Genomic DNA, 16959 nt, shown 5'->3' with positions numbered 1-16959 from the left:
GCCTCCGGAATGGTTGGATGGTTGGGGCAATTTCGCATGCCCGGAAAAATTCGGACGGGCCCGGGGCTTTCCCCGGACCCGTCTTGCAAGGAAATTCTTTTTTTGGGGACTACCAGCCGAGGGTCTTCTTGAAGGCCCTTGCGAGATCGTCCACCTTCTCGCTGATGACTGTGCTCGATCCTGTGCGCACGGTCATGACGCCGTCGTCTGTCACAGTGCCTATGCGGCGGCAGATCTGCCACTGGCCAAGGACATCCAGGATGGGTGTGATGTCGGGCCTGACAGTGACGATCATGCGGCTTGCGGACTCGGAGTAGAGCAGTTCTGTAAGCGACATGGGCGCTCCGCACACGGGCACGAGATCAAGGTCTATGTCGCAGCCAAGGCGTCCGCCAATGCACATTTCGGCAAGGGCCACGGCAAGGCCGCCGTCCGAGCAGTCGTGGCAGGCGGAGATGGCGCGCTGGCCCATGAGGCCGTGTATGGCGCGGTAGCGGGGAAGGGCGGTCTGGGCATCGACAGTGGGGATCATGCCGCCCGAAAGGCCCAGCTCAAGAGCTGCCTCGCTGCCTCCGAGCTCGCGCCTTGTTGCGCCGAACATGTAGATAGCCTGGCCCTTCTTCTTGAAGTCCGAGGTCTGGGTGGCAACGACGTTGTTGATGACACCGATGACAGAGAAGAGGACCGTGGGCGGGATGGAAATCTTGATCCCGGCGTTCATGTAGTCGTTCTTCATGCTGTCCTTGCCGGAGATGCAGGGCACACCGTAGGCCAGCGAGAAGTGCTGCAGGGCCTTGCAGGCGCGCACAAGCTGGGCCATCTTGTACTGGCCGTCCGGGGTGCGCTCGCTCTCGACCGGATCGCACCAGCAGAAGTTGTCCACACCGGCCATGAAGTCGGGGTTGCCGCCAACGCAGACAGCGTTTCTGATGGCCTCGTCCATGGCGTTGGCCATCATCCAGTAGGTGTCGTAGTCGCTGTAGCGCGGGCAGATACCGTGGGAGACCACAAGGCCCATTTCAGAGGTGAGCACGGGACGCAGGACACCTGCGTCTGCAGGGGCGTCGCGCTCCACACCGCACAGGGGCTTGATGACGCTTCCGCCCTTCACCTCGTGGTCGTACTGGCGGATGACGTATTCCTTGGAGCAGATGTTGAGGCGGCCGAGCATGGCCTTGAGGAAATTGCCCTGCTCGACGCTTGCATCGTCAAGGGCAACGTCCTTGTGCTCTGGACGCTCCCAGGCGGCCTTCAAGGAGAGCTGCGGCACGCCGTCGTGCATGAAGTCCATGCCAATGGAGCCCACCACGCGGTCGCCATATCGCACCTCGAAGAAGCCGGAATCCGTGAAGTGGCCGAGAACCGTGGCCTCCACGTCCATTTCCTTTGCCATCTTGCAGAAGAAGGTCACATGCTCCTTCGGCACTGCAAGCGTCATGCGCTCCTGGGCCTCGGAGACAAGGATTTCCCAGGGACGCAGGCCGTCGTACTTCAGGGGGGCAAGGGAGATGTCCAGCACGCAGCCGCCAGTGTCCTCGGCCATTTCGCCCACCGAGGAGGAAAGGCCGCCTGCGCCGTTGTCGGTGATGGCGTGGTAGAGGCCCATGTCGCGGGCGCGCAGGATGAAGTCGTACATCTTGCGCTGGGTGATGGGGTCACCAATCTGCACTGCAGTGGCAGGGGAGTTTTCGTTCAGCTCCTCCGAGGAGAAGGTGGCACCGTGTATGCCGTCCTTGCCTATGCGGCCGCCCACCATGACGATACAGTCGTTAACTTCGGCCTTCTTCTTCCAGCCTGGCTGGCCGTTCTTGAGCCTTGCCGGCAGCATGCCCACAGTGCCGCAGTAGACCAGGGGCTTTCCGAGGTAGCGCTCGTCAAAGACAATGGAGCCGTTGACAGTGGGGATGCCGCTCTTGTTGCCGCCGTGCTCCACACCGCAGCGCACGCCCTCGAACACCCTGCGCGGATGCAGAAGGCGGGGCGGAAGCTCCTTGTCGTAGAAGGGGGAGGCAAAGCAGAACACGTCGGTGTTGCAGAGGAGGTTTGCGCCCATGCCTGTGCCCATGGGGTCGCGGTTCACGCCCACAATACCCGTGAGGGCGCCGCCGTACGGGTCAAGGGCAGAGGGAGAGTTGTGGGTTTCCACCTTGATGCAGGCGTCCCACTCGTCCGAGAAGGCAATGACGCCGGCATTGTCCTTGAAGACAGAGCGGCAGAAGTCCTCGTCGCCCAGCTGTTCGCGGATGCGGGCAGTGGTGTCGCGGATGCAGGTCTTGTAGAGATTGTCGATATTTTCCTTCCTGCCGGTCTCCTTGTTCTCGTAGGCGACCTTGGAAGCGAAAATCTTGTGCTTGCAGTGCTCGGACCAGGTCTGGGCCATGACCTCCATCTCAAGGTCTGTGGGATTGGCGGGAAGGTCGAGCGCAGCTCTCCTCTTGGCCTCGTCCTCGTCCGCAAAATGGTCGCGGATGGCCTTCATTTCCGTGAGATTCAGGGCCCAGGTGTTGGCGCGGCTCATTTCCATGAGCCTTGAGTCGTCCATGGCGGAGAGTTCGATGATGTCCACCTGGCTTGAGGCTGCACCCGTGACCTTGGCTGCCTGGGGCGCAAAGCCCGGCTCTGCCTCCCATTCGGCAGCGCTCTTTATGCGGTAGCGCTGGATAAGGCCGTTGCACAGCTGATCCTCGGCAATGCCCTTCACTGTCTCAAGGGTGAGGGGTGTGTCGGCGCTGACAAACTGGTACTGGACTGCCGTGTAGACGTGTATGCCTTCCCTGTCGCGCTCAAGCACAAGGGCTGCGGTGTCCCTGGCTGTGCGGGCCTCGTTGTCCGTGACACCGGGCCTGAAGCCCACTTCCACAAACCAGTCGGGCTTTGGGGTACGCAGGGGAAGGGGAGTGATGGAGGCAACCTGCAGGATGGGATCGTGCCAGATGCCTTCGTCCACAAGGCGGCGCACCTCGCCTTCCTCAAGACCGTCCACGGTGAAGATTTTCAGTTGCCAGACAGCCTTCACCTCCACGCCAAGGGCGCTCTTGATGGCCCTGGCCGTGCTTTGGCCCTGAATGTCGGCAAGATCCGGTCTAGGACCTATTTCAATGCGGTACAGCATGGGTATGACTCCTGGTTGGCAAGGGTCGCCTTGGCGCCCCTTTTGTTGTCGCGATGAACTTACGGGACAGGCCCTATTTCTTGCGGTCGCGGACATAGGTGAGAATTTCAAGCAAAACGTCCAGTTCCCCGCTTTCGGGCAGGGATCTTATGGCAGCTCTTCCCTCGTCGAGGTAGCCCTGGGCCATGTTGCGAACCTGATCGTCCAGGCCCAGCTCCCGGATCCTTTGGCAAATGCTTGCCACTTCCTCGTCCGTAAAGCCGCCAGTGGCAAACTTCGCATTGAAGTCTGCCTTTTCGGCTTCGGAAAGCATTGTGCGGTAGAGCTGCAGGGGCGGGGTGAGCTTGCCCTCACGAAGGTCGCCGCCAGTGGGCTTGCCTATTGTGGCCTCGTCTGCCACGTCCAGGGCGTCGTCCACCATCTGGAAGGCCATGCCAAGGGCTTCGCCGTAGGCACCAAGGGCTGCCACGCGGCGCTCGTCCGCGCCTGCGTAGAGGGCTCCCATCTCGCAGGCAGCACGGATGAGGCAGGCAGTCTTGCCGCGGATGATGGCAAGGTACTCATGGACCTCGAGATCTGGGTTGTGCATGGCGTGCAGTTCCAGGATCTCGCCTGCGGCAGTCTCGGCAGTGGCTCTTGCAAAGACCTCGCACAGCCTCGGGTTTCCGTAGCGGGCGACACAGGCGTTTGCGTAGGAAAGCAGGGCGTCACCAGCCAAAATGGCCTCGGTATTGCCATAAACCGTGTGGACTGCAGGTGTTCCCCTGCGCAAGGCAGCGTTGTCTATGACATCGTCGTGCATGAGGGTTGCCGCGTGCAGCATCTCAAGGGTACAGGCAAGGCGGTAGAGACCCTCGTCGGCCTTGGCTCCCAAAATGCGTGCGCAAAGAAGGCAGAGCAGGGGACGCAGCCTCTTGCCGCCTGCCTTGACCGTGTGTTTGGCAGCGGGCTGGGTAGGTGTCGGAAGCTCCTGCAAAAGCGTGTCCAGGGCCTTGTTGATGGCCGGAAGTTCCAGGGCCATGCGGGCTTTGAGAAGAAGAAGTGCCATGTGTGAGAATCCAGGGGAGAAGGAGGCGGACTAGAGCCTTTGGTAGTCTATGCCAGCGTCAAGCATGGCCTTTTTGTCGAAGAAGCCCTTGATGTCGAAGACAAAGGGCTGGGCATCCTTGCGGAACATGGCCTGAATGGCTGCAGGGTCGAGCTCCCCGTAGGCCTTGTGGGGCACTGCCAGAATGAGGGCGTCGAGCTCCTTCATCTCGGACAGGGGCACGAGCTTTTGACCATAGAGGCGCATGGCCTCGTCCGGGTAGGCCTCGGCGTCGGTCACGATGGGCTCTATGCCGAATTCTTTCAGCTCTGCGATGATGTCCACCACGCGGGTGTTGCGCAGATCGGGCACGTTTTCCTTGAAGGTGAGGCCGAGCACGCCCACGCGTGCTCCGCGCACCACATTGCCCCTGCAGATCATGCCCTTCACCACACGCTGGGCAGCTATGCGGCCCATACTATCGTTTATGCGGCGGCCGGAAAGGATGACGTCCGGGTGGTAGCCGAGCTCCTCTGCCTTGAAGGTGAGGTAGTAGGGGTCAACGCCAATGCAGTGGCCGCCCACAAGGCCGGGTGTAAAGTGGAGGAAGTTCCACTTTGTGCCGGCAGCCTCGAGCACTTCCTTTGTGTCTATGCCAATGAGGTGGAAGATGACCGAGAGTTCGTTCATGAGCGCGATGTTCAAGTCGCGCTGGGTGTTCTCGATGACCTTGGCAGCCTCTGCCACCTTGATGGAGCTTGCCCTGTGTATGCCTGCCTTGACCACACTGCCGTAGACCTTGACCAGAAGGTCCGCCGTGGCCTCGTCGGAGCCGGAGACAATCTTGGTTATGGTCTCAAGGGTGTGGACCTTGTCGCCGGGATTGATGCGCTCGGGCGAGTAGCCCACGGTAAATTCGCTGCCAAAGGAAAGGCCGCTGTGCTTTTCCAAAAGGGGTACGCAGACTTCTTCGGTAAGGCCTGGGTACACAGTGGACTCGAAGCAAACGACAGCACCCTTTTGCATGTTCTCGCCAACGGTCTTGCTTGCGCCAACCACAGGCGTGAGATCGGGGTTTCTGTGTTCGTCGATGGGGGTCGGCACTGCGACTATGATGACCTGTGCCCTTGCAAGCTCTTTCGGGTCAGCGGTATAGTGTATGCTGGCCTTGGCCAACCCTTCGTCGCTCACCTCGTTTGTGTGATCGTGTCCGCCTTCAAGCTCCCTGATGCGGGCGCTTGAAATATCGAAGCCTATGACGTCAAAGTGCTTCGAGAAGGCCACTGCCAGGGGCAGGCCCACGTAGCCAAGGCCCACCACGGCCAGGGAGGCCTTGCGCGATTCAAGTTCGGCAAATGTGATCATTATCTGATATCCGTTTTTTTGTTGGCAGATTGTCTGCTTGTTGTCAGGGGGTATGTATGGAAAATTTTGATATGGAGCTCTTTGTACGGGCCCTTGGGCTTTCCTTTGTGCTTGAGGGCATACTCTGGGCTGGCCTGCCGGGCCTTGTGAAAAGGGCCTGCGAGGAACTGGCAAAGAGGAACGAGGCGTATGTGCGTGCAAGCGGCATAGTCTCGCTGCTCCTTGGCATTGGCATCTGCCTTCTGGTGGCCCTCTAGTCGTACTGCCTTTTTTCGCCCATGTGCAGGCAGACTATGCCCGAGGTGAGCTTTTCGTAGCGCACGCGCACAAAGCCTGCCTCCTCCATCTCCCTGGCAAGCTCGAAGGCGCTGGGAAATTCACGGATGGTGCGGGCAAGATAGCTGTAGGCTGCCTGATCGCGGGAAACAATCCGGCCTATGCCGGGAAGCACGCGGTTCAGGTAGAAATTGTAGAGGCCGCCCCAGATGCGATCGCGGCCTGAGCCGAATTCCAGGATACAGACGCGGCCTCCCGGGGCAAGCACGCGGTACATTTCCCTAAGTGCCTCGGGGCGGGGAATGATATTGCGTATGCCAAAGGCAATGGTCACGCTGTCTACGCTGTTGTCAGGCAGGGGCAGGTGCTTTCCGTCAGCTGTCACGGGATAGATGCGCCTCTCCTTTCGGCGGACAAGCTTCTTTTGCCCATGGGCCAGCATGGGATAGCAAAAGTCCAGGGCAAGGATCTCGTAGCCCGGATGGTGCTTTCTCAATGCAAAGGAGACGTCCAGGGTGCCTGCCGCAAGATCCAGGAAGCGGTGGGTAGCACCTCTAAGGACGGATTTGGCAAGAACCCTGCGCCAGTAGCAGTCGATCCCCAGGGAAAGCACGTGATTGAGCAGATCGTAGAAACGCGCGATGCGGCCGAACATGCCGGAAACGGCCTGATCGTGCGCGCTGATGGCAGTGTTGCGCATGGTCCCCTAGTCCCTCTTGCTCGTTTCGGGCTTGGAAACGGTGAGTATGGTCGTGTAGACCACATTGAAGATGGTGGGGAACACTTCGGCGATGTTGCTCTGGGAGACCGAGCGGACCTCAATGAGCTTTGACGTGAGCTCCTTGGTCACCTGCAGGGCTTCCTTCTGATCCTTGTCCAGCATGTTCGCGTATCCTTGAAAAAGGCATGTGAAGAAAAGAAACCCGTCCACGGGGAATGGCCATGACCCACCATGGATCACGCCGGACGGGAAAAGAACGGAAGCGTGAACCACCGCCCTCTTTTTGATATGGTATCTCCCAGAAGCCCCCTTTGGGGCAGGGAGAGAATTGCAAGGGCAAGCCGTCCATTTGGGGAGGCTTTTCAATGTGCGTCAAGGCGTGGCCCTTTGGGGCCCCATCCTTGCGGGACATTGTGGCGGGGGCTGTTAGCACACAAGAGGCAAAAAGGCAAAAAGCGGCTTTTTGCCAGGGCGGAAGAGCCCGGGATATCCTTGCAAAAAGGAAGGAAATTTTGTCCTAGGCCTTGCCAGTCCCTCTCAGGATGTTTGCGATTTCCTCGCGCAGCACCTTGAGACAGGCCCTGGCTGCCGCCTTTTCCAGATTTTCCTCACCCAGCTGGGCTTCGAGCGCTGCCATGCGGCTTGAAAGGTAGGCGCACTTTTCCCCGAGTTCGTCCTGGGTTCTGTCCTGGTCCGCGCGCAAGATACGTATCTTGTCTGCCTGATCGTCCAGGCGTTCGAGGGAGTCTGCAAGGATATCGTCTGCAGCACTGCCTCCGCCTGCCAGGGACCTTTGCCCAAGGGCATCGAGGCGTGCTTCAAGGCTTGCCATGGTGTCGCGGACATCGCAGTCGGCAGTGGCCCTTGCGGCTCTCCAGGCGTCATCGTCCTGGGCCCTTTGGGCAAGGCCTTTTGCCAGATCGTCGCGCTGGGCCTGTTCGGCCAAAAGCGTTTCTTCCAGCCTGTCTACCCGTGCGGAAAGTGCTGCAGTAGTCCTTTCGACACCCTCGGCGTCCGCCTTTTCCTGTTCAAGGGCCCGGGAGAGGCTGTTTTCAAGGGAGGAAAGGGCCTCGTGTATGGTGGCAAGCCCATCGGTCAGCTTGCTGGAGAGGGAGGCAAGGCCTTCCTCTGCGCCTGCAAGGCCCCTTTCGAGTTCGTCGATGCGCGCACTCGTCTCCCTGCGGGCCGAGGCAAGGGCTTCTTCTCTTTCCTGCAGGTGGCGCGCCACAAGCTTGCCTACGAGTTCCTCAAGGTCCGTGTCCCGGACCCTTGCCGAGGCTTCCTCTCTACTCTCCGTTGTATTCATGGTCTTGGCATTGGTGCCGGCTTGGGTGTCTGTATGGGAAAAATGGCTTGCGAGCAGGGCCCGGCAGGTTTCCTCAATCTCGCTGTGCGTGGCGCACAGGGCGATCTGTTCCTCGCAGGAGCTTAGGCGCTGGTCGAGGGCCGTGATGGGGATAGTCTCGTTTTGAACTTCCCTCGCATGGCCTTCTTCTCGCTCCTCAAGGGCCGCAATGCGCGCAACTATGGGTTCGAGAGTCGAGCTTGTCACAAGGTTGGCATCGGGCCTTTCCCCTGGCTGTCCTCCTGCCTTTTCTGCCTGCCCGGCATTGCGCCTGTGGGCCTCTTCCAGCCTATTCTGGCGCAGGCTCAGCTGTTCCATCTTGTCACGCAGAACATCGATGTCGTGGGAAAGCCCGGCAATCTTTTCCACCAGTCCAGGAAGAAGTCCGGACACAAGGGGCGAGGGGCGGGCTTTGTCGGATGATGAGGCGGCCTTTTCCAAAGGTTCGGCAGAAGAGTCCTGGCCTTGGGCCGTGTTTTCACTGCGCGGCACCGCATCGTCAGGGATTTGCTCTCCCGCTGAGACAAGTTCGGTCAAATCGATAATCGGTTCGCTGTTGGTCTCGGTCATAAATTAAAGGCTCCTCGCTGTACTCGCAGGGAGTTCGAAGGAAGGCTTGCGCGAAGCCCCAAGGGGGATGGCGTCTACAAATGGCAAATCTAGCCGTATTGCGGGCCTTTGTCGATAGCAAAACTTTTGGTCTTTTGGTCCAGAGGGCTTGCGGGCGCCTTGTATCTCTGCCCTGAAGCACTGGGCTTTACGGCGCATTTTGGTAACGTGTCTGTCGCTTGCATTTTCAAGCACATCGCTGCACAATTGCCATGCTTGTCTGTAAAACCTGCAGGGTGGTTGCCCTCAGGGCAATAGCAGGCACCCAATACAATTTGTTTTGTGAGGTGTACCATGTCCAGAATTCTTTCTCTGTGTCTTGCCCTGCTTGCGTCCTTTTGTCTTGTGACAGCTGCCCAGGCAGAGGAAATCAGCAACGAGTTCTTTGTCCTCAATGTGCCGAGTGGCTGGCAGAAAACCATTTCGCCTACTCAGGCCAACGGAGCCTTGGTTGTGCTTGTGCAGAACCCCAAGGAGAAGGTTGTCGTTTCTGTGAGTATCACGCCTGTGAAAATGCCTGCCAAGCAGCTCGCCGAAGTGACTGCCAAAAACATGCAGGCCGGGGGATTTACTGTGGCCAAGCCCGTGCAGCAGGGGGATACCTATACTGTCGAGTTCAAGCAGAACGCCCAGAACACCTCAGGAATCCATTATTTTCCGTCCAATGGCGAAAGGGGCGGTGTTGTGACCATCATGGCCCCCAGTGCCTCCCAGATTGCCAAGGGCAAGCTTTTTGTTCAGGAGAACCTGAAGCCCGTCGACGCCAAGCTCTTTCCTGCGAAGTACTAGCCGTACGGAAAAGTGTTCGCCAGGGAGCTTTTCGGACAACCTGAAAGCCGAAAGACAGGATATCTTCCTTGTTGATAAAGCGTTTTTTTTGGACTAAGAATGCTCGGAGTACGCTTCGGAAGTTTCTGTCCTGACAGGACCCCGCAAGCTGAGTTATTATGAGGATACCAACGCCAACAAGGCAAAGCATATCTATCCTGGAGGACAATGATGCTCAACGCCAAACAGTGTGTTCTGTACAGCGGTGGTGCAGCTGGCACCGAACAGTTCTTCGGTGCTCTGGCCGAAGGCTGGGGAATTGAGGAAGTGAACTACAGCTTCGAAGGCCATCAGATCGAGCGCAATCGCGGTGTGCGCGTGCTCACAAGCGAAGAGCTCGCACTGAAGGACGTGAGCCTGACTTATGTCTCCAAGCTGATGAACCGCGAATACACCCGCGCGCCCCTGTTCCGCAAAATCCTGCAGAGCATCTGCTGGCAGGTGAGCAGCGGCAATCAGGTCATCGTCGTGGGCGCCATCCAGCCCGACGACACCGTCAAGGGCGGCACTGGCTGGGGCGCAGAATTTGCCAAGATCTGCAACAAGCCCCTGCTTGTGTTCGATCAGGTGCGCAACGGCTGGTTCACCTGGGAGAAGAGCTGCTGGCAGGCAACCGAAAATCCCGTGGTGGAACAGGCCCACTTTGCCGCAACCGGCACGCGCTTCCTGGAAGACAACGGCCGCGACGCCATCTCCGATCTGTTCAAGCGCTCCTTCAACCGCTAGAACCGGATCCCCCTGAAAATTTTTGTCCCCAGGGAGAGACTGTCCCAAAGGCCTCCAAGCCTGAAAGGCGGTTTTTCCCTGTGGACGCTTTTTTTCTCTAGAGTGGAGGGAACATGGCCCGCGAGTTCACCCCAACGCAAAAGGACATCCTGCGCATAGTGCAGGAGGATCTGCCGGATTCGCTCACACCATACGCTGACATAGCCAGGGAAGTCGGCACAAGCGAGGAAGCTGTTCTCGAACTTCTGCGCTCACTCAAGGAAGAGGGCGTCATCCGCCGCTTCGGGGCGAGCATCAAGCATCAGCGCACAGGCTGGAACGTCAACGCCATGGTGGCCTGGAGTGTGGAAAGGGAGCGCGTGGAGGAAGTGGGTACAAAAGCCTCGGAACACGACCACGTCTCCCACTGCTACTATCGCCCATCCTCGGCAGAGGACTGGCCCTACGAGCTCTACACCATGGTGCACGCGCGCTCGAACGAGGAGTGCACGAAAGTCATCGAAGAGCTGCGTGCCATGACGGGCCTTGGCGACTACCTTGTGCTCACAAGCATTCGCGAGCTCAAGAAGTGCTCGCCAACCTACTTTTAGTCTGCCGGCTCAAATGCGTACGTGAAACAGATGCGTATTTTAGGAGATACAATGGCAACCAGATCGGAAGAATTGTTTGCACAGGCCTGCGAGCTCATCCCCGGAGGCGTCAACAGCCCCGTGCGTGCCTGCCACAATGTGCAAAGCGAGCCCGTCTTTATAGCCAGGGGCAAGGGCTCGCACCTGACCGACATGGACGGAAAGGACTACGTTGACTTTGTGCTGTCGTGGGGGCCCATGATTCTGGGCCATGCAGAGCCCACAGTTACCCGCGCAGTGCAGGACGCAGCCACCCGTGGCACAAGCTACGGCGCCCCTTGCGAGGATGAGGTGACCCTGGCCCGCATGGTGTGCGAGGCACTGCCCTCGGTCGAGATGGTGCGCATGGTTAACAGCGGCACAGAGGCCACCATGAGCGCCCTGCGCCTTGCCCGCGGCTACACCGGCCGCAACAAGCTCGTAAAGTTTGTGGGCTGCTACCATGGCCATGCGGACAGCTTCCTTGCTGCCGCAGGCTCCGGCGTTGCCACCTTTTCCATTCCCGGAACTCCCGGTGTGCCCGCTGCCGTGGTAGCCGACACCCTGCTTGCCCCCTACAACGACCTTGAGGCCGTAGAAGAGCTCTTTGCCAGGGAAGGCGAGGACATTGCTGCAGTCATCGTGGAACCCGTGGCCGCCAACATGGGTCTTGTGCTGCCGAAGGAAGGCTTTTTGCAGGGGTTGAGGGACATCACAAACCGCTACGAGTCCCTGCTCATCTTCGACGAGGTCATCACAGGCTTTCGCCTCTCGTACGGCGGAGCCCAGGCCCGCTTTGGCATAACCCCGGATCTCACCACCTTTGGCAAGATCATAGGCGGCGGACTGCCCGTTGGCGCCTTTGGTGGCAAGGCCGAGATCATGAAACACCTTGCCCCCGCAGGCGAGGTCTATCAGGCAGGAACCCTCTCAGGAAATCCCCTGGCCATGGCCGCAGGCATTGCCACCCTCTCCCTTTTGAAGGGCAAGGACTATCAGACGCTCGAAGCAAAGACTGCTGCCTTTGCAAAAGAGCTTGAAGGCATACTGAAGGCCAAGGGCTGCCCCATACAGGTGCACACCATAGCCTCCATGTTCACACCCTACTTCTCGGACGAGCCCGTGACCAATTTTGCCGAAGTGCAGCGCTGCGACCAGATGCTCTTTACAGAATTCTACCAGCAGATGCGCAAGCAGGGCATCTATCTTGCTCCCTCGGCCTTCGAGACCGGTATGGTGAGCTTTGCCCACACGGACGAGGATTTTGCGCGCGCCCTTGAGGCAGCCAACAAGGTGACCTTCTAGCGCAAACCCCTCAATCTGGACCAATGCAAGGGCCCCGGAAGAAAACTTCCGGGGCCCTTCATATTGGTGGTGCGGGCATTGCATCTAGTGCTCATTTTGCGCAAATTGTATTGACATGAGCTGCACGTACTTCTATAGTTGGGCCAATATCCATGGAAAAACTGTTTGATCAAACAGTCTTTCGCAACTGTCTTTCAGAGGGGAGGACATCCATGCGTACCACAAGTCTTTGCCTTTCTCTCCTGGCCCTGATGCTTTTTGCAGCAACGGCAGCCATGGCAGCACCTGCAGTTCCTGACGGCCCACTGGAATTCATGGGGTCTAATCCTGAGAAAGCCGTCATCTTCAACCACAAGACCCACGCAGCCTACGAGTGCAAGATCTGCCACCACGAGGTGAATGGCAAGGAAGAATACGGCAAGTGCGCCAACGCCGGATGTCACGATGATCTCAAAGGCAGAAAGTCTCCCGCTCTCTATGCTGTTGTGCACAGCAAGAAGCAGCTGGCCTATCAGACCTGTATGTCCTGTCATGCCGATATAGCCAAGCAGCAGCCTGAAAGAAAGAAGGAACTGACCGGCTGCAAGGGCTCGGCCTGCCACACATCCTAAACCGTCACACACCAACCATCACACGCCTCCTACACCCAACGGCAAATTTGCAAAGCCTCCAGCCTGTCACGCATTTGCGAAACGGTGCGTGACAGGAAAGCTTTCTGCCTCCTTTGCGCAATGCGGGGAGGCAGTTTCTATTTTGGGGCAAGCGTGAAGGAAAAATGGGCGCAAAAAAAGGGCGGCTCCAATAAGGAGACGCCCAAGAAAAAATGGCTTGGAGCTTAGTAGCGCGGTGCCCTGGGAGCCCTCGGCCTTGCTTCGTTGACCTGCAGGGTGCGGCCTCCGAATTCCGTGCCGTTCAATGCCTCGATGGCTGCCTGGGCCTCGGGATCCTTCATTTCCACAAAACCGAAACCACGGGCACGGCCGGTTTCCCTGTCACTGATGAGTTTGACGGAAAGTACATTGCCGTACTCTGCAAAAAGCGCCGAGACCTGATCCTCGGTAGCGGACCAGGGGAGATTCCCGACGTAGATGGACTTTGCCATAAGAAATCCTTGTAAAAACCGTAAAAAGTCAACCCAGACGGCACCATGCCGCAATGAGCAAAAAAAGCGTAGACACGCAGCAAGTGCTTGTCAATCGGGAAAAGTTTGCGCAAGGCTTCTTGTACTGGCGGAAAACCTGGGATTTTCGCTCTGTATAGCGAATGGGAAAAGAGAGCAATTCTTGATAAGCAAGAGATTTTGACAGGGAAATGACGCTTGTTTCTGCCCGAATTACAGTCTCTAACGATTTGATTTTGTTCTTTTTACTGGCAGTGAGACGATCGTTTTTGCAAATTTTTGTCAAAGCCCCAGCAAGGGAGTGGCAAATTGAGGGGCTACTTCGCGTGAAAAAAAAACACGATTATCCTATCATTATTGTTTGTCGTGTGCAAAGAAAAAATTTTTGCAGATCACGCGAAAACCCGGTCACTGAATCGGGCATGCAGCAGGGAAGAGGCCCGATTGGCTGGAGATCCGGATTTTTGCATTTTCTTGACAAGGGGAGGGGAGGCGGCTATAAGGCGTCTTCCCTTGCTCACCCCGTGGGTGGGCTGCATAACCCGTAAGGAGATATTCATGCGGAAATTTGAAACACTGATCCTTCTGTCGCCCGAGCTTGCCAGCGATGGCCGCGACCAGGTCGTGAACATGCTGAAGGAAGTTATCGAGCGCGAAGGTGGCAATGTCGAGGAAGTTGATTCCTGGGGCATGCGCGATCTCGCCTACCCTGTTCGCAAGCAGATGCGTGGCTTCTACGTGCGCCTTGTCTACACCGGCCCCAACGCCCTGGTGGCAGAGCTCGAGCGCAACATCCGTATCGCCTACGAAAGCATCTACAAGTTCCTGACCGTGCGTCTTGAAGACGAAGTCGCCGAAGCAGCTAAGGACGGGGAGGTCGCCTAATGGCTTTCAGAAAGAGATTCGCACCGCGCCGCAAGTTCTGCCGCTTCTGCGCTGACAAGGATTTGCCCCTGGATTACAAGCGTGCCGACATCCTGCGTGATTTCGTGACCGAACGCGGCAAGATCATTGCCCGTCGCATCACCGGCACCTGCGCGCACCATCAGCGTCTTCTGACCCGCGAAATCAAGCGCGCCCGTCAGATGGCTCTGCTCATCTACACCGCTACCCACGATTCCAACGTCAAGAAAAAGAGCATGATCTAGGGAGGCGTATCAATGAAAGTTATTCTTCGCGCCGACGTGGAAAATCTCGGTATTCTTGGTGATGTGGTTACGGTGAAGCCCGGCTACGGCCGCAACTACCTCCTCCCCCAGGGTCTTGCAATGCTGGCTACCGAAGCCAACATGCATACCTTCGAGCTTGAGCGCAAGAAGCTGCAGGCCCGCATGGACGCCCAGCGCGCCGAAGCTCGCAGCCTTGCCGAGAAGATCGAGGCCCTGAACATCGTTATCCCCATGCATGTGGGCGAGAACGACAAGCTGTACGGCTCTGTGACCACCACCATGATTGGCGATGCCATTCTGGCCCAGGGTGTGGAAGTCGACCGTCGCCGCATTCTGCTCGACGCTCCCATCCGCGCTCTTGGTGATTTTGAAGTCCGCGTGCGCCTGCACGCCGACGTGGTCGCCAATCTGCAGGTGAAGGTCATTTCCGACCACCAGCCCGTGGAGGAAGAGGCTGCCGAGGCTCCCGAAGCCGAGGCTGCTCCCGAGACCGAAGCCGCAGCAGAATAGTTTTTCTGATTCATGATTGTCTCATTCCACCGGTGCCGGTTCCATGACCGGTGCCGGTGGAATTTTTTTTGATCTTGGGATTCAGCCTCAGGCAAACAGGGCGGCATTTACATGGAACAGGGACAGGACAGACAGAAGGGTACGGAAACAGAGCAGGGCAAAAAGAACAGCAGACGTTCCAGAGGCTCCAGGGCTACGCCCAAGGATGCGCAGGAACAGCTTGTTCGCCGCATGCCTCCCTACAACGAGGAGGCAGAGCAGGCAGTCCTTGCGGCACTCATGCTGTACGAGGATCAGCGCGACGACATCTTTGCAATGCTGCGCGCCGAGGATTTCTACGTGCCAAGGCACGGCATCATCTTTCAGTCCTGCCTTGAGCTCTATGATGCAAGGGCTCCCCTCTCTCCCCAGGCCCTGGCCGAAAAGCTTTTGAACCGCAAGCTCCTTGAGGCTGCGGGGGGAACGGAATACCTCTTTTCCCTCTTTGACATGCAGGTCGTGGCAGTCAACGGCGCGGACTTCTACGCTCCCATGGTGCGCAACAAGTCCATGCAGCGCACGCTCATCAACACCTGCGCCCAGGTTCTGACCTCGGCCTACGACACCCCCTACGATATGGTGTCCGGGCTTTTGGACGATGCAGAGCACAGGATTTTCCAGATTGCGGAAAATTCCGCGAGCTCCAACGATCTCAAGCGCATCATCGATCTGCGCGACGCCTTCTTCAACAAACTCGAGGCCAATGCCAAGAATCCCAGCGCGCTCACGGGCGTAACCACAGGCTTTGTGGATCTGGACAGGCAGACAGGCGGCCTGCAGGCCTCGGATCTCATCATTGTGGCAGCAAGACCCTCCATGGGCAAGACGGCCTTTTCCCTGAACCTTGCCCTGAACGCAGCTCAGGCAGGGCACAAGGTGGCCTTCTTCTCCCTGGAAATGAGTTCCGAGCAGCTGCTCACCCGTCTCATCTCCATGTGCGCCCAGGTGCCCATGCACAAGATCCGCCAGCCCCGCTACCTCACAGACGAGGAGTGGAAGGCAGTCTACTATGGTGCAGACAAGCTCGGCTGCGACCTCTACGTGGACGACACTCCTGCCCTGAAGACCATGGATCTGCGCGCCAAGGCCCGCCGCATCAAGGCAAGATCTGGTCTTGATCTCATTGTGGTGGACTATCTGCAGCTCATGCGTCCCTCAAGGCCCCTCAATTCCCGCGAACTGGAAATTTCCGAAATCTCGCGCACACTGAAATCCCTGGCAAAGGAACTGGATATCCCTGTCATTGCCTTGAGTCAGCTCAATCGCAAGTTGGAAGAGCGTACGGACAAGCGCCCCATGCTCTCCGACTTGCGCGAATCAGGCGCAATCGAACAGGACGCGGACGTCATTATGTTCCTCTACAGGGACGACGTCTATTCGCGCAAGAAGAAGACGGACGAAATCGAGGCAGCCCCCCAGCAGCGCCTGCTCAACAGCCCAACGGAAGTCATCATCGGCAAGCAGAGAAACGGGCCGGTGGGCACAGTGAACCTGCTCTACAAGTGCGAGTACACCTGCTTTGTGGATCTCGCGGAAGACTACATGGCCTCGCCCTCGGAAAACGGCATCCTCAAATAGAGATTTTTGCGCAGCCCTGATCCCAGATCCGGCAGGCGCCAGACAAATTGTCTTGCGGGACAAAAAAGAAGAACACCTCCTCGGGAACAGGGGGTGTTCTTCTTGCGTTTTGCGGGGCCTATTGGACTCTGCCTGCCCCTAAGAAAGTGTATACAAGAGAGGATGGCAAGAGTCTGCAGTTAAGCTACTTTGGTAGGGGCTGTCGAGAGATCTCCTTGGCCAGCGAGAAGTCCCTCTACAGATATATCCTCATCTAAATGTTCCCAATGAATCCCAAAAGCGCTGAGTTCGTACTGCTCTAGCTCTTTTTTTGTTGCGTTAAGCAAGCGAGGAAACCACGTAAGCGGCACGCCAATCACTCTGGCATCGTTCAAGCGTACCCACATAGAGTCTTCGTCAAACCAAACACTTTTTCTCCAGCTCCAGCGCTTTGTTCCAGACAAAACGACAGCATCCGGCAAAACGCCGCATGAGTCTTTCCTGTCCGGCCTTTGGCCGAAGTTCATATTTGTAAGCTTGCTTTATTATCATGACATCAGTATATTTGGTCTATGGAAAAAGTCAACGATATCAGACACGGCAGGCACTGTGTCTTTCATCTCCATGTTCATTTGGTCTTTG

General features: G+C 57.7%; 20 protein-coding genes. 11 read left to right on the top strand and 9 right to left on the bottom strand.

Annotated features, from left to right (window positions below):
• Positions 1 to 109 precede the first annotated feature (109 nt).
• From B5F76_RS11635 to B5F76_RS11625, 3 genes are all read right to left on the bottom strand, one after another.
• The gene (locus B5F76_RS11635; RefSeq protein WP_087354742.1) at positions 110 to 3112 is read right to left on the bottom strand and encodes an AIR synthase-related protein; all 3003 of its coding nucleotides are present in this window, start codon (positions 3110 to 3112) and stop codon (positions 110 to 112) included.
• Between the two features lie 73 nt (positions 3113 to 3185).
• Positions 3186 to 4160 (bottom strand): polyprenyl synthetase family protein, encoded by a 975-nt coding sequence (locus tag B5F76_RS11630; protein ID WP_087354740.1) that lies wholly within the window; start codon positions 4158 to 4160, stop codon positions 3186 to 3188.
• Between the two features lie 30 nt (positions 4161 to 4190).
• Positions 4191 to 5504: a nucleotide sugar dehydrogenase gene (locus B5F76_RS11625; RefSeq protein WP_087354738.1), complete on the bottom strand. Its 1314-nt coding sequence runs from the start codon at positions 5502 to 5504 to the stop codon at positions 4191 to 4193.
• Positions 5505 to 5560: 56 nt separating this feature from the next.
• Here B5F76_RS11625 and B5F76_RS11620 point away from each other — a divergent pair, with 56 nt between their 5' ends.
• Positions 5561 to 5761, top strand: coding sequence for a DUF2065 domain-containing protein (locus B5F76_RS11620; protein WP_087354736.1), 201 nt, complete (start codon positions 5561 to 5563; stop codon positions 5759 to 5761).
• On the opposite strand, the gene B5F76_RS11615 is transcribed toward B5F76_RS11620, so the two are convergent.
• The 3 genes from B5F76_RS11615 to B5F76_RS11605 form a co-directional block, all read right to left on the bottom strand.
• Complete coding sequence (locus B5F76_RS11615; protein WP_087354734.1) at positions 5758 to 6480, bottom strand: ubiquinone/menaquinone biosynthesis methyltransferase; 723 nt, start codon at positions 6478 to 6480, stop codon at positions 5758 to 5760. The genes B5F76_RS11620 and B5F76_RS11615 overlap by 4 nt on opposite strands.
• A gap of 6 nt (positions 6481 to 6486) precedes the next feature.
• Complete coding sequence (locus B5F76_RS14955) at positions 6487 to 6663, bottom strand: hypothetical protein (protein WP_162608826.1); 177 nt, start codon at positions 6661 to 6663, stop codon at positions 6487 to 6489.
• Positions 6664 to 7018: 355 nt separating this feature from the next.
• Positions 7019 to 8416: a hypothetical protein gene (locus tag B5F76_RS11605; protein WP_087354731.1), complete on the bottom strand. Its 1398-nt coding sequence runs from the start codon at positions 8414 to 8416 to the stop codon at positions 7019 to 7021.
• A gap of 333 nt (positions 8417 to 8749) precedes the next feature.
• Here B5F76_RS11605 and B5F76_RS11595 point away from each other — a divergent pair, with 333 nt between their 5' ends.
• The 5 genes from B5F76_RS11595 to B5F76_RS11575 all read left to right on the top strand — a co-directional run bounded on the left by B5F76_RS11595 (position 8750) and on the right by B5F76_RS11575 (position 12533).
• Positions 8750 to 9244, top strand: coding sequence for a hypothetical protein (locus B5F76_RS11595; protein ID WP_087354727.1), 495 nt, complete (start codon positions 8750 to 8752; stop codon positions 9242 to 9244).
• A 210-nt stretch (positions 9245 to 9454) separates the two neighbouring features.
• The gene (locus B5F76_RS11590; protein ID WP_087354725.1) at positions 9455 to 10009 is read left to right on the top strand and encodes a hypothetical protein; all 555 of its coding nucleotides are present in this window, start codon (positions 9455 to 9457) and stop codon (positions 10007 to 10009) included.
• 113 nt (positions 10010 to 10122) lie between these two features.
• Entirely contained in the window at positions 10123 to 10599 is a 477-nt protein-coding gene (gene ahbB / locus B5F76_RS11585) for a siroheme decarboxylase subunit beta (RefSeq protein ID WP_087354723.1), read from the top strand.
• Positions 10600 to 10650: 51 nt separating this feature from the next.
• The gene (hemL, locus tag B5F76_RS11580; RefSeq protein ID WP_087354721.1) at positions 10651 to 11922 is read left to right on the top strand and encodes a glutamate-1-semialdehyde 2,1-aminomutase; all 1272 of its coding nucleotides are present in this window, start codon (positions 10651 to 10653) and stop codon (positions 11920 to 11922) included.
• Between the two features lie 212 nt (positions 11923 to 12134).
• Positions 12135 to 12533: a cytochrome c3 family protein gene (locus B5F76_RS11575; RefSeq protein ID WP_087354719.1), complete on the top strand. Its 399-nt coding sequence runs from the start codon at positions 12135 to 12137 to the stop codon at positions 12531 to 12533.
• 224 nt (positions 12534 to 12757) lie between these two features.
• On the opposite strand, the gene B5F76_RS11570 is transcribed toward B5F76_RS11575, so the two are convergent.
• Positions 12758 to 13024, bottom strand: coding sequence for an RNA recognition motif domain-containing protein (locus B5F76_RS11570; RefSeq protein ID WP_087354717.1), 267 nt, complete (start codon positions 13022 to 13024; stop codon positions 12758 to 12760).
• Positions 13025 to 13233: 209 nt separating this feature from the next.
• Between B5F76_RS11570 and B5F76_RS14600 the strand changes: the two genes are divergently transcribed.
• The 5 genes from B5F76_RS14600 (at position 13234) to dnaB (ending at position 16338) form a co-directional block, all read left to right on the top strand.
• On the top strand, positions 13234 to 13590 hold the full coding sequence (locus B5F76_RS14600) for a hypothetical protein (RefSeq protein ID WP_144268474.1): 357 nt from the start codon (positions 13234 to 13236) through the stop codon (positions 13588 to 13590).
• 10 nt (positions 13591 to 13600) lie between these two features.
• Positions 13601 to 13927 carry a 30S ribosomal protein S6 gene (rpsF, locus tag B5F76_RS11565; RefSeq protein ID WP_087354714.1) on the top strand — a complete coding sequence of 109 codons (327 nt, stop codon included), beginning with the start codon at positions 13601 to 13603 and terminating at the stop codon, positions 13925 to 13927.
• Positions 13927 to 14190, top strand: coding sequence for a 30S ribosomal protein S18 (gene rpsR, locus B5F76_RS11560; RefSeq protein WP_087354712.1), 264 nt, complete (start codon positions 13927 to 13929; stop codon positions 14188 to 14190). The genes rpsF and rpsR overlap by 1 nt, the downstream gene beginning before the upstream one ends.
• 12 nt (positions 14191 to 14202) lie before the next feature.
• Positions 14203 to 14721 carry a 50S ribosomal protein L9 gene (rplI, locus tag B5F76_RS11555; RefSeq protein WP_087354710.1) on the top strand — a complete coding sequence of 173 codons (519 nt, stop codon included), beginning with the start codon at positions 14203 to 14205 and terminating at the stop codon, positions 14719 to 14721.
• A gap of 111 nt (positions 14722 to 14832) precedes the next feature.
• The gene (dnaB, locus tag B5F76_RS11550) at positions 14833 to 16338 is read left to right on the top strand and encodes a replicative DNA helicase (RefSeq protein WP_239407041.1); all 1506 of its coding nucleotides are present in this window, start codon (positions 14833 to 14835) and stop codon (positions 16336 to 16338) included.
• Positions 16339 to 16517: 179 nt separating this feature from the next.
• Here dnaB and B5F76_RS15480 read toward each other — a convergent pair whose 3' ends face one another.
• Positions 16518 to 16781 (bottom strand): DUF2442 domain-containing protein, encoded by a 264-nt coding sequence (locus tag B5F76_RS15480; protein WP_446717637.1) that lies wholly within the window; start codon positions 16779 to 16781, stop codon positions 16518 to 16520.
• On the bottom strand, positions 16735 to 16869 hold the full coding sequence (locus tag B5F76_RS15600) for a helix-turn-helix domain-containing protein (RefSeq protein ID WP_446717636.1): 135 nt from the start codon (positions 16867 to 16869) through the stop codon (positions 16735 to 16737). Before B5F76_RS15600 ends, B5F76_RS15480 begins: the two co-directional genes overlap by 47 nt.
• Positions 16870 to 16959: the final 90 nt, after the last annotated feature.

The sequence above is a fragment of the Desulfovibrio sp. An276 genome (genome assembly GCF_002159665.1).
GTDB classification, from domain to species: domain Bacteria; phylum Desulfobacterota; class Desulfovibrionia; order Desulfovibrionales; family Desulfovibrionaceae; genus Desulfovibrio; species Desulfovibrio faecigallinarum.
Note: the sequence above shows the minus strand (reverse complement) of the source record. Positions and strands in the feature narration are given on the sequence as shown.

Bases quoted from the DNA above. Each gene is read 5' to 3' on its own strand.
- B5F76_RS11635 (WP_087354742.1), bottom strand. From the start codon at position 3,112: ATGCTGTACCGCATTGAAATAGGTCCTAGACCGGATCTTGCCGACATT.
- B5F76_RS11630 (WP_087354740.1), bottom strand. From the start codon at position 4,160: ATGGCACTTCTTCTTCTCAAAGCCCGCATGGCCCTGGAACTTCCGGCC.
- B5F76_RS11625 (WP_087354738.1), bottom strand. From the start codon at position 5,504: ATGATCACATTTGCCGAACTTGAATCGCGCAAGGCCTCCCTGGCCGTG.
- B5F76_RS11620 (WP_087354736.1), top strand. From the start codon at position 5,561: ATGGAAAATTTTGATATGGAGCTCTTTGTACGGGCCCTTGGGCTTTCC.
- B5F76_RS11615 (WP_087354734.1), bottom strand. From the start codon at position 6,480: ATGCGCAACACTGCCATCAGCGCGCACGATCAGGCCGTTTCCGGCATG.
- B5F76_RS14955 (WP_162608826.1), bottom strand. From the start codon at position 6,663: ATGCTGGACAAGGATCAGAAGGAAGCCCTGCAGGTGACCAAGGAGCTC.
- B5F76_RS11605 (WP_087354731.1), bottom strand. From the start codon at position 8,416: ATGACCGAGACCAACAGCGAACCGATTATCGATTTGACCGAACTTGTC.
- B5F76_RS11595 (WP_087354727.1), top strand. From the start codon at position 8,750: ATGTCCAGAATTCTTTCTCTGTGTCTTGCCCTGCTTGCGTCCTTTTGT.
- B5F76_RS11590 (WP_087354725.1), top strand. From the start codon at position 9,455: ATGCTCAACGCCAAACAGTGTGTTCTGTACAGCGGTGGTGCAGCTGGC.
- ahbB (WP_087354723.1), top strand. From the start codon at position 10,123: ATGGCCCGCGAGTTCACCCCAACGCAAAAGGACATCCTGCGCATAGTG.
- hemL (WP_087354721.1), top strand. From the start codon at position 10,651: ATGGCAACCAGATCGGAAGAATTGTTTGCACAGGCCTGCGAGCTCATC.
- B5F76_RS11575 (WP_087354719.1), top strand. From the start codon at position 12,135: ATGCGTACCACAAGTCTTTGCCTTTCTCTCCTGGCCCTGATGCTTTTT.
- B5F76_RS11570 (WP_087354717.1), bottom strand. From the start codon at position 13,024: ATGGCAAAGTCCATCTACGTCGGGAATCTCCCCTGGTCCGCTACCGAG.
- B5F76_RS14600 (WP_144268474.1), top strand. From the start codon at position 13,234: ATGACGCTTGTTTCTGCCCGAATTACAGTCTCTAACGATTTGATTTTG.
- rpsF (WP_087354714.1), top strand. From the start codon at position 13,601: ATGCGGAAATTTGAAACACTGATCCTTCTGTCGCCCGAGCTTGCCAGC.
- rpsR (WP_087354712.1), top strand. From the start codon at position 13,927: ATGGCTTTCAGAAAGAGATTCGCACCGCGCCGCAAGTTCTGCCGCTTC.
- rplI (WP_087354710.1), top strand. From the start codon at position 14,203: ATGAAAGTTATTCTTCGCGCCGACGTGGAAAATCTCGGTATTCTTGGT.
- dnaB (WP_239407041.1), top strand. From the start codon at position 14,833: ATGGAACAGGGACAGGACAGACAGAAGGGTACGGAAACAGAGCAGGGC.
- B5F76_RS15600 (WP_446717636.1), bottom strand. From the start codon at position 16,869: ATGATAATAAAGCAAGCTTACAAATATGAACTTCGGCCAAAGGCCGGA.